The sequence below is a fragment of the Roseiarcus sp. genome, from assembly GCF_052145395.1.
Taxonomy (GTDB): domain Bacteria; phylum Pseudomonadota; class Alphaproteobacteria; order Rhizobiales; family Beijerinckiaceae; genus Roseiarcus.
In genome coordinates this window covers 1-7,545 of record NZ_JBKQOT010000652.1, presented here as the reverse complement: position 1 = coordinate 7,545, position 7,545 = coordinate 1, and the positions used below count along the sequence as shown (strand labels likewise).

Genomic DNA, 7,545 nt, shown 5'->3' with positions numbered 1-7,545 from the left:
ACGGCAGCGAGGCCGGCGGCGAGCGTCAGGGGGGCCGCGAGCCACAGCAGCAGAGTCTCGGGCTTCAGCGGCGGCTTCAGCAGGATGAAGTCGCCGTAGCGCGACACGAGATAGGCGCGCACCGCTTCGTTGCTCTCGCCCTCGGCGATGCGCTGGCGAATGAGGAGGCGGATGTCGCGCGCCAGCGGCGCCTCGGAATCGTCGATCGACTGGTTCTGGCAGACCATGCAGCGCAGTTCGCCCGAAAGCGCCCGGGCGCGGGACTCGAGCGCGGGGTCCTTCATCACCTCGTCCGGCTGCACCGCGAACCCGGGCGTGGCGAGGACCGCGATGAGGACGAGCAGCATCAGCGTCCCCGCCCCCCTTGTGGGGGCGGGACAGGGTGGGGGGTCGCGCCGACCGCGCCACGCTTGCGTCACCCATCGAGCGATGCGACTTCGGATGATCACGACCAGGAAAAGTCGGCGCGACCCTCCTCCCGGCCTCCCCCACAAGGGGGGCGGCGAACGCTCGTCGCAGGACTGGTGACTTTCGGGCCGAATCGACCCCATCGCAAATTGCTCTTGTCTCAGCCGGCGCATTGGCTTCACTGCGCCCCCGCCGCCGCCATGGCCGCGCGGGACCTTTGCGCGACCCCGAAACGGAGGCGGCGGTCGGCGAGGGACAGGACGCCGCCAAGCGCCATGGCGCAGCCGCCGAGCCAGATGAGAGTGACGAGCGGTTTCCAGTAGAGGCGGGCCGGGACGGCGCCATCGGGGGCGGGATCCGCGATCGACACGTAAATCTGGCCGAAGGCGAGGGTCGCCATGCCCGCTTCGGTCGTGGTCATCGTGCGGGCGGCGAACGCGCGACGCGCGGGCGCGATCGTCGCCACCACCCGGTCGCCGGAGCGGACCGTCAACGTGGTCACCACCTCCTTGTAGTTCGGCCCGACCCGCTCTCCGATCGAATCGAGCGTGACCGCATAGGGGCCGACCGCCTGCGGGACGCCTCTGTGCAAGGTCGTGATCGCCTCGGCGCCGAAGCCGACGCCAGCAAGCCCGAGCAGCGTCACGCCGACGCCGATATGGGCGAGCGCCGCGCCCCAGAACGACAGCGGCAGCCCGGCCGCGCGCCGAAGCGCCATGCCCGCCGAAAGCCCCGGCCGCCAGGCGCGCAGGACGACTTCGATCAGCGAGCCGAGGATGACGAACATCGCGAAGCCCGCCGCGATCGGGGCCAGGACTGACCCGCCATGAAGCCAAGCCGCGCCGACGACCGCGGTGAGCGCGCCCGCGACGATGGCGACGGCCAGCCTTTGGATCACGCCGAGAAGGTCGCCGCGCTTCCAGGCGAGCGAGAAGCCGATGGGGGCCAGGGCGGCGGCGGCGAGCATGAGGACGCCGCAGGTCATGTTGAAGAACGGCGCGCCGACCGTGATCTTCTCGCCGGTGAGCTGTTCGAGGGCGAGCGGATAGAGCGTGCCGAAGAACACGGTCGCGCAGGACGTGGTGAGCAAGAGGTTGTTCATGACCAGCGCGCCCTCGCGCGAGATGGGCGCAAACAGACCGCCCTGCTTCAGCATCGGCGCCCGCCAGGCGAACAAAGCGAACGAGCCGAAGATGAAGAGCGCGAGAATGGCGAGGATGAACACGCCGCGGCGCGGGTCGCTGGCGAAGGCGTGCACCGAGGTCAGCACGCCCGAGCGCACAAGGAAGGTCCCGAGCAGGGAGAACGAAAAGGCGAGGATGGCGAGGAAGATCGTCCAGACTTTGAGGGCGTCGCGCTTCTCCATCACCGCGACCGAATGGATGAAGGCGGTTCCGGCAAGCCACGGCATGAGCGAAGCGTTCTCGACCGGGTCCCAGAACCAGAAGCCGCCCCAGCCCAGCGTGTAATAGGCCCAGAAGGAGCCGGCGGCGATGCCGATGGTGAGGAACCCCCAGGCGACGAGGGCGAAGGGCCGGACGAAGCGCGCCCAGGCCGCGTCGATCCGACCCTCGATCATCGCCGCGGCGGCGAAGGAATAGACGATCGAGAAGCCGACATAGCCGAGATAGAGAAGCGGCGGATGAATGGCGAGGCCCGGGTCCTGCAGAATCGGGTTGAGGTCGCGCCCCTCGAACGGGGTCGGCTGAAGCCGCTCAAACGGGTTCGAGGTGAGCAGGATAAAAAGGAGGAAGGCGACGCTGATCAGGCCCTGCACGGCGAGCGCGTTGGCCCGGAGCGTTCGGGGTAGGGAGCGGCCGAAAAGGGCGACGAGCGCGCCGAAGATCGCGAGAATCAGCACCCACAAGAGCATCGAGCCCTCGTGGTTGCCCCAGACGCCAGTGATCTTGTAGATCGCCGGCGCCGCGCTGTGCGAGTTCTCGGCGACGTTGAGGACGGAGAAATCCGAGGTGAGATGGGCGTTGACGAGCGCTGCGAAGGCGATCGCCACGCAGGCGAACTGGGTCAGCGCCGCGCTGCGGCCGACCGCCATCAGGTCGGGGGCGCCGAGCCGGGCGCCCCACGCAGGAACGATGGTCTGCGCGAGCGCGGCGGCGAGCGCAAGGACGAGGGCGAAATGACCGATCTCGACGATCATCGGGCGTTCGCTCCTACCTGCCAGCGGCCCTGCTTCTTCAAGGATTCGACGACTTCGCGCGGCATGTAGCGCTCGTCGTGCTTGGCGAGGATCTGGTCGGCGCCGAGCCGGCCCTCATTACTTAGCACGCCTTCGACGACGACGCCCTGGCCCTCGCGGAAAAGGTCCGGAACATTGCCGAAGCAGGCGCCGAGGCAGTCGACCCCGACGCTTTTCGTCCCGTCGGTCACGTTGAAGGTCATGTGGTCGTCGGCGCGCGCGACCGAGCCCGTCTCGACCAGTCCGCCGAGCCGGAGCCGCGTCCCCGGCTTGAGGCCCTTCTCGGCCATTTCCGCCGGGGTCAGGAACAGCGCAAGACTGTCCTTCATCGCATAGAGGCCGAGGCCGACGGCGCAGCCGATCACCGCGAGCGCGGCGGCGATGAGCGCGAGGCGGCGGCTTTTCCGGGTCAATTCGCGTCTCCGAGGCCGAGGTCGCGGGCGAGCGCGTCGAGGCTCGCGACTGCGTCGGCGTCGGGCGCGAGCGCCTTGCGGGCGTCGGCGAGCGCCGCCTTGGCCTTGTCGGCCTGATGCAGGACCGTATAGGCGCGAATAAGGCGCGCCCATTCGTCGAGGCTGCCGCCATTTGTCGCAAGGCGGTCGGCGAGGCGGCTCACCATGCCTTCGATCATCGCCTTCTGCTCGGGCGAGCCGAGCGCCGGCCCCGCGTCCGCTGTCGCGGCTTGCGGCCCGCCTTTGAGCGCGGCGAGGCGAGATTTGACCGCGCCGAGCCAGGGCGCGTCCGGCGGCGCGTCGGCGGCGAGCCCCTCATAGGCGCGGACGGCGTCGGCTGTCTTGCCGTCCTGCTCGGCGGCGAGCGCAAGATAGAACCGGGCCTGCGGCTGCTTGGGCTCGCCCGCGAGCGCCTTGGCGAACGCCTCCCGCGCCTTGTCAGTCACGACGCCGCCGGCCCCGGCGACCAGCGCCTCGCCGTAGGCCGACCGGCGAGCAGGGTCCTCGCCGAGCAGCCTTAACGACTCGGAAAAGGCGTGCGCCGCGTCTTCGTAGCGCTCGAGCCGCATGTAGACCGGCGCCAGAACGGCCCAGCCCTTGCCGTCGTCAGGCTCCGCGATCAGGTGCTTCTCGACGCCGGCGACCGCCGCCTCGATGTCGGCTGCGGCATGAGCGGCGGGTTCGCGGCTCGCGAGCGGCTCGTCACGCATCTGCGGCTGGCCGAGGAGCGCGTAGAGCGGAAACGCGATCGCGGGAACGCCGATCACGACGAGCGCCGCCGCCGCGAGCCGGTTGCGGCCGCGCCCGGCGGCCGCCGGTCGGGAGGCCGTTGAGCCGGCGGCAATCAGGCGCCGGGCGGCTTCGGCGCGCGCGGCCGTCGCTTCGTCCTGCGGCAACTGGCCGCGGTCGACGTCGCGCTGGATCTCCTCGAGTTGCGCCCTGTAGAACGCGGTCTCGCTCGAGGCCGGGCCCTCGTCTCCCTTGCCGTCGGACGCGCGCAGAAGCGGCCATATCGCGGCGAGGACCGCAACAGCGGCCAATCCCGCCAAGACAAACCACACCATGGATACCCTCGGGGCGGTCCCGGCGGGACCGCGTCAAAGCGCGGCTCCGTTAACGCAAAACGCGCTCGCGGTCTTGCAAAAAACTCTCGAGCGGCTGTTCTAGCTCGTCATCTTCCAGCCGCCGTCCGGCTGCTTGCACGCGACGCCCCGCCCGCGGTTGGGCCGTCCGGCGACGTAGATCGTCTGCGCATAGGCGCGGCACCCCGCGCCCGTCTCGGCGCCCGGCTCGACGGAGCCGAAGACGCCGTGCGCGCCGCGCCAGGAGCGGGGCTTGCCCGAATCGAGCGCCGCGATCTGCGCCTGCCAGGCCGCCTGCCGGTCGGCGTCGGTAAGCTCGGCGCCGATTGGGCCGCCGAGAACGCCGCCGAGCGCAGCGCCGGCAGGAACGGCAGGCGGCGGCGCGATGGACGGCGGAGGCGACGCTGCCGCAGGCGGCGCCGGCGCGACCGAGGTCGTCTGCGACGGCGCGGCGGCGAGCGGGGCGGCGGGGATCGGGGCGGAAGGCGCGTTGTCGCCGAACCCGAAACCGCCACAGCCGGCGAGCGCCGGCGCCGTCAGCGCCGCGATCAGGAACAGTCGACCCTTCATCGTCCTCATAACCCCCGTAAGGCGCCAGCCGACCTTATAGCGGCGCGCGCGGCGAAAGCCATCGCCGGGGCCCGCGACCGGACGTCTCACACGCAGGGCAGACGAAGGATCGCCCTCAAGCCCCCGAGCGGACTGTCGTCGAGCTGCAGCGAGCCTCCATAGACCGACGCCAGCTCGGCGACGATCGAGAGCCCCAGTCCGGACCCCGGCCGCGATTCGTCGAGCTTTTTGCCGCGCTCGAGCGCTTCCGCCCGGGCGGCCCGATCAAGGCCCGGACCGTCGTCGTCGATCTCTGCGATCAGGAATGCGGGAGCGTCCTTGCCCGGGGGCGGGGCGCGCCGGGCGCGAATCGTGACCGTCTCGCGCGCCCATTTCCCGGCGTTGTCGAGAAGATTGCCGATCAGGTCGGTCAGGTCCTGCGCTTCGCCGCGAAACTTCAGACCGTCCTGCAGGTTCGCTGAAAAGGCGAGGCCGCGCTCGGCGTGCAGCTTCTCGAAGGCGCGAACCAGTCCCTCGACTACCGGTTTCACCTCGGTCGCGCGGCCGGCGGTTCGCGCCCGCGCGGCGGCCCGCGCCCGGTCGAGATAGAAAGTCACCTGCCGGCGCATGACCTCGGTCTGCTCGCGGACCTTCTCCGCCAGGTTGGGACTTTTCAGGTCCGCTTCGTTGATCAGAACGCTGAGCGGCGTTTTCAGCGCGTGGGCGAGGTTGCCGACCTGGGTGCGCGCCCGTTCGACGATCTCCCGGTTGGAGTCGATGAGCTGGTTGACCTCGGCCGCGAGCGGCGCCACGTCCTGAGGAAACTCGCCGTCGACATGCTGAGCCTCGCCGCGCCGGATCGCGGCGACGCCTTCGCGCAGCACCCTCAGGGGGCGAAGGCCGTATCGAACCGCGAGCGCCGTCGAGCCGATCAGCGCCAGCGCGAGCGTCAGAAAGGTTCCGGCCAGCGCCCATTCGAAGCTGCGCTCCTGCGCCTGGATGACGTCGGCGTTGGCGGCGACCTGAACGAGATAGCGACCCTCCTCGCCGGCGTCGATTTCGCGCTCGACCATGCGCAGTTCATGTCCGCCTGGTCCGATGACGTAGCCGCTCAGGATCTCGCCATGGTCGGGAGAAACCGCGACGAGATGGGGAAGCTGCGTCGCGAACAGCGACTTCGACGCCTTGATGTCCGGGGGGTTGGCGTCAAGGCGGGTGGTCTGCCAGTACCAGCCGGAGAAGGCGAGCTCGAATTGCGGCGCGATCGCAGCCGGCGCGCCCCCCTTGGTCTCTTCGCCGGAGACGGGCAGGTTGGCGACGAGCGCCTTCAGATAGACTCCGAGCTCGTCGTCAAAATTCGCTTCCGTCCAACGGGCGTTGAGCGCGCTGAGCCCCAAGCCCGCCAGGGCCAGGATGAGCGTGCTCCAGAACGCCGCCGACAGGAAGAGCCGCGCGGCGATCGAACGCGCGCCGAACCGGACCGCCATTGGGGATCACGGGACCTCGCGCACGGCGCCGCGTGCGGCGCTGGTTGCGAAAGCCGCGTAGGCCCGCAGCGCCTGCGAGACCTTTCGCACGCGGGGCTTCGCCGGCTTCCAGGCGGCCTTGCCTTTGGCCTCCATCGCCGTGCGGCGCCTGCCGAGCGTCGCGTCGTCGACGATGAGCCGGATCGAGCGCGCCGGGATGTCGATGTCGATCCGGTCGCCCTCCTCGACGAGGCCGATCGCGCCGCCTTCGGCCGCTTCCGGCGAGACATGGCCGATAGAAAGGCCCGACGTGCCGCCGGAGAAACGGCCATCGGTGATGAGCGCGCACGCCTTGCCGAGCCCGCGTGACTTCAGGTAGCTCGTCGGATAGAGCATCTCCTGCATGCCCGGCCCTCCGCGCGGACCCTCGTAGCGGATCACCACGACGTCGCCGGCGACGACTTTGCCGCTCAAAATTCCCTGCACCGCGTCGTCCTGACTCTCGAAGATGCGCGCCGGGCCGGCGAATTTCAAGACGCTCTCGTCGACGCCGGCAGTCTTCACGATGCACCCGTCGAGGGCGATGTTGCCCTTGAGCACCCCAAGCCCGCCATCCTTCAGGAACGCGTGCGCGGCGTCGCGGATGACGCCCTTCTCGCGGTCCTCGTCGAGGGACGGGTAGCGCGCCGACTGGCTGAAGGCGACCTGCGTCGGCACGCCGCCCGGCGCGGCGCAATAGAATTCGCGCTCAGCCTTGCTCGCCGTGCGCTTGATGTCGTGGCGGGAAAGGGCGTGCTCGAGCGATTCGGCATGCACCATGCGGACGTCGCGGTTCATGAGCCCCGCCCGGTCGAGCTCGCCCAAAATCCCCATGATGCCGCCAGCCCGGTGGACGTCCTCAACATGGACGTCGGCGACGGACGGCGCGACCTTGCACAAAACCGGCGCGCGGCGCGACAGGCGGTCGATGTCCGCCATGGTGAAATCGATCTCGGCCTCGTGCGCGGCGGCGAGGAGGTGCAGCACGGTATTGGTCGAACCGCCCATGGAAATGTCGAGGGTCATCGCGTTCTCGAACGCCTTGAAGCTGGCGATGGACCGCGGCAGCACGCCCTCGTCGTTTTCCTCGTAGTAGCGGCGCGCGAGGTCGACGACGAGGTGGCCGGCTTCGACGAAGAGGCGCCGACGGTCGGCGTGAGTCGCCACGATCGTGCCGTTGCCGGGCAGGGAGAGGCCGAGCGCTTCCGTAAGGCAATTCATCGAATTGGCGGTGAACATGCCGGAGCACGACCCGCAGGTGGGGCAGGCGGAGCGCTCCAGCTCGTCGGTGTCGGCGTCGCTGACCTTGGGGTCGGCCGCCATCACCATGGCATCGATCAGGTCCACGGCGC

At 69.9% G+C, this 7,545-nt stretch carries 7 protein-coding genes; all 7 read right to left on the bottom strand.

From position 1 onward, the window contains the following. Nucleotides 1-347: cytochrome c-type biogenesis protein (locus ACLP25_RS22525; protein ID WP_442471374.1), on the bottom strand; the 347-nt coding region annotated here is incomplete at its 3' end. A 239-nt stretch (nt 348-586) separates the two neighbouring features. After that, entirely contained in the window at nt 587-2,566 is a 1,980-nt protein-coding gene (locus ACLP25_RS22520) for a heme lyase CcmF/NrfE family subunit (RefSeq protein ID WP_442471373.1), read from the bottom strand. Beyond that, entirely contained in the window at nt 2,563-3,018 is a 456-nt protein-coding gene (gene ccmE, locus ACLP25_RS22515) for a cytochrome c maturation protein CcmE (RefSeq protein ID WP_442471372.1), read from the bottom strand. Before ccmE ends, ACLP25_RS22520 begins: the two co-directional genes overlap by 4 nt. Continuing rightward, nucleotides 3,015-4,121 (bottom strand): c-type cytochrome biogenesis protein CcmI, encoded by a 1,107-nt coding sequence (gene ccmI, locus ACLP25_RS22510; RefSeq protein ID WP_442471371.1) that lies wholly within the window; start codon nt 4,119-4,121, stop codon nt 3,015-3,017. The genes ccmE and ccmI overlap by 4 nt, the downstream gene beginning before the upstream one ends. Nucleotides 4,122-4,220: 99 nt before the next feature. Next, a complete protein-coding gene (locus tag ACLP25_RS22505; RefSeq protein WP_442471370.1) occupies nt 4,221-4,709 on the bottom strand; it encodes a hypothetical protein in 489 nt (162 codons plus the stop codon). Nucleotides 4,710-4,795: 86 nt separating this feature from the next. Further along, nucleotides 4,796-6,175: an ATP-binding protein gene (locus ACLP25_RS22500; protein ID WP_442471369.1), complete on the bottom strand. Its 1,380-nt coding sequence runs from the start codon at nt 6,173-6,175 to the stop codon at nt 4,796-4,798. Between the two features lie 6 nt (nt 6,176-6,181). Further along, a partial coding sequence (ilvD, locus tag ACLP25_RS22495) for a dihydroxy-acid dehydratase (protein ID WP_442471368.1) occupies nt 6,182-7,545 on the bottom strand: 1,364 nt, incomplete at its 5' end.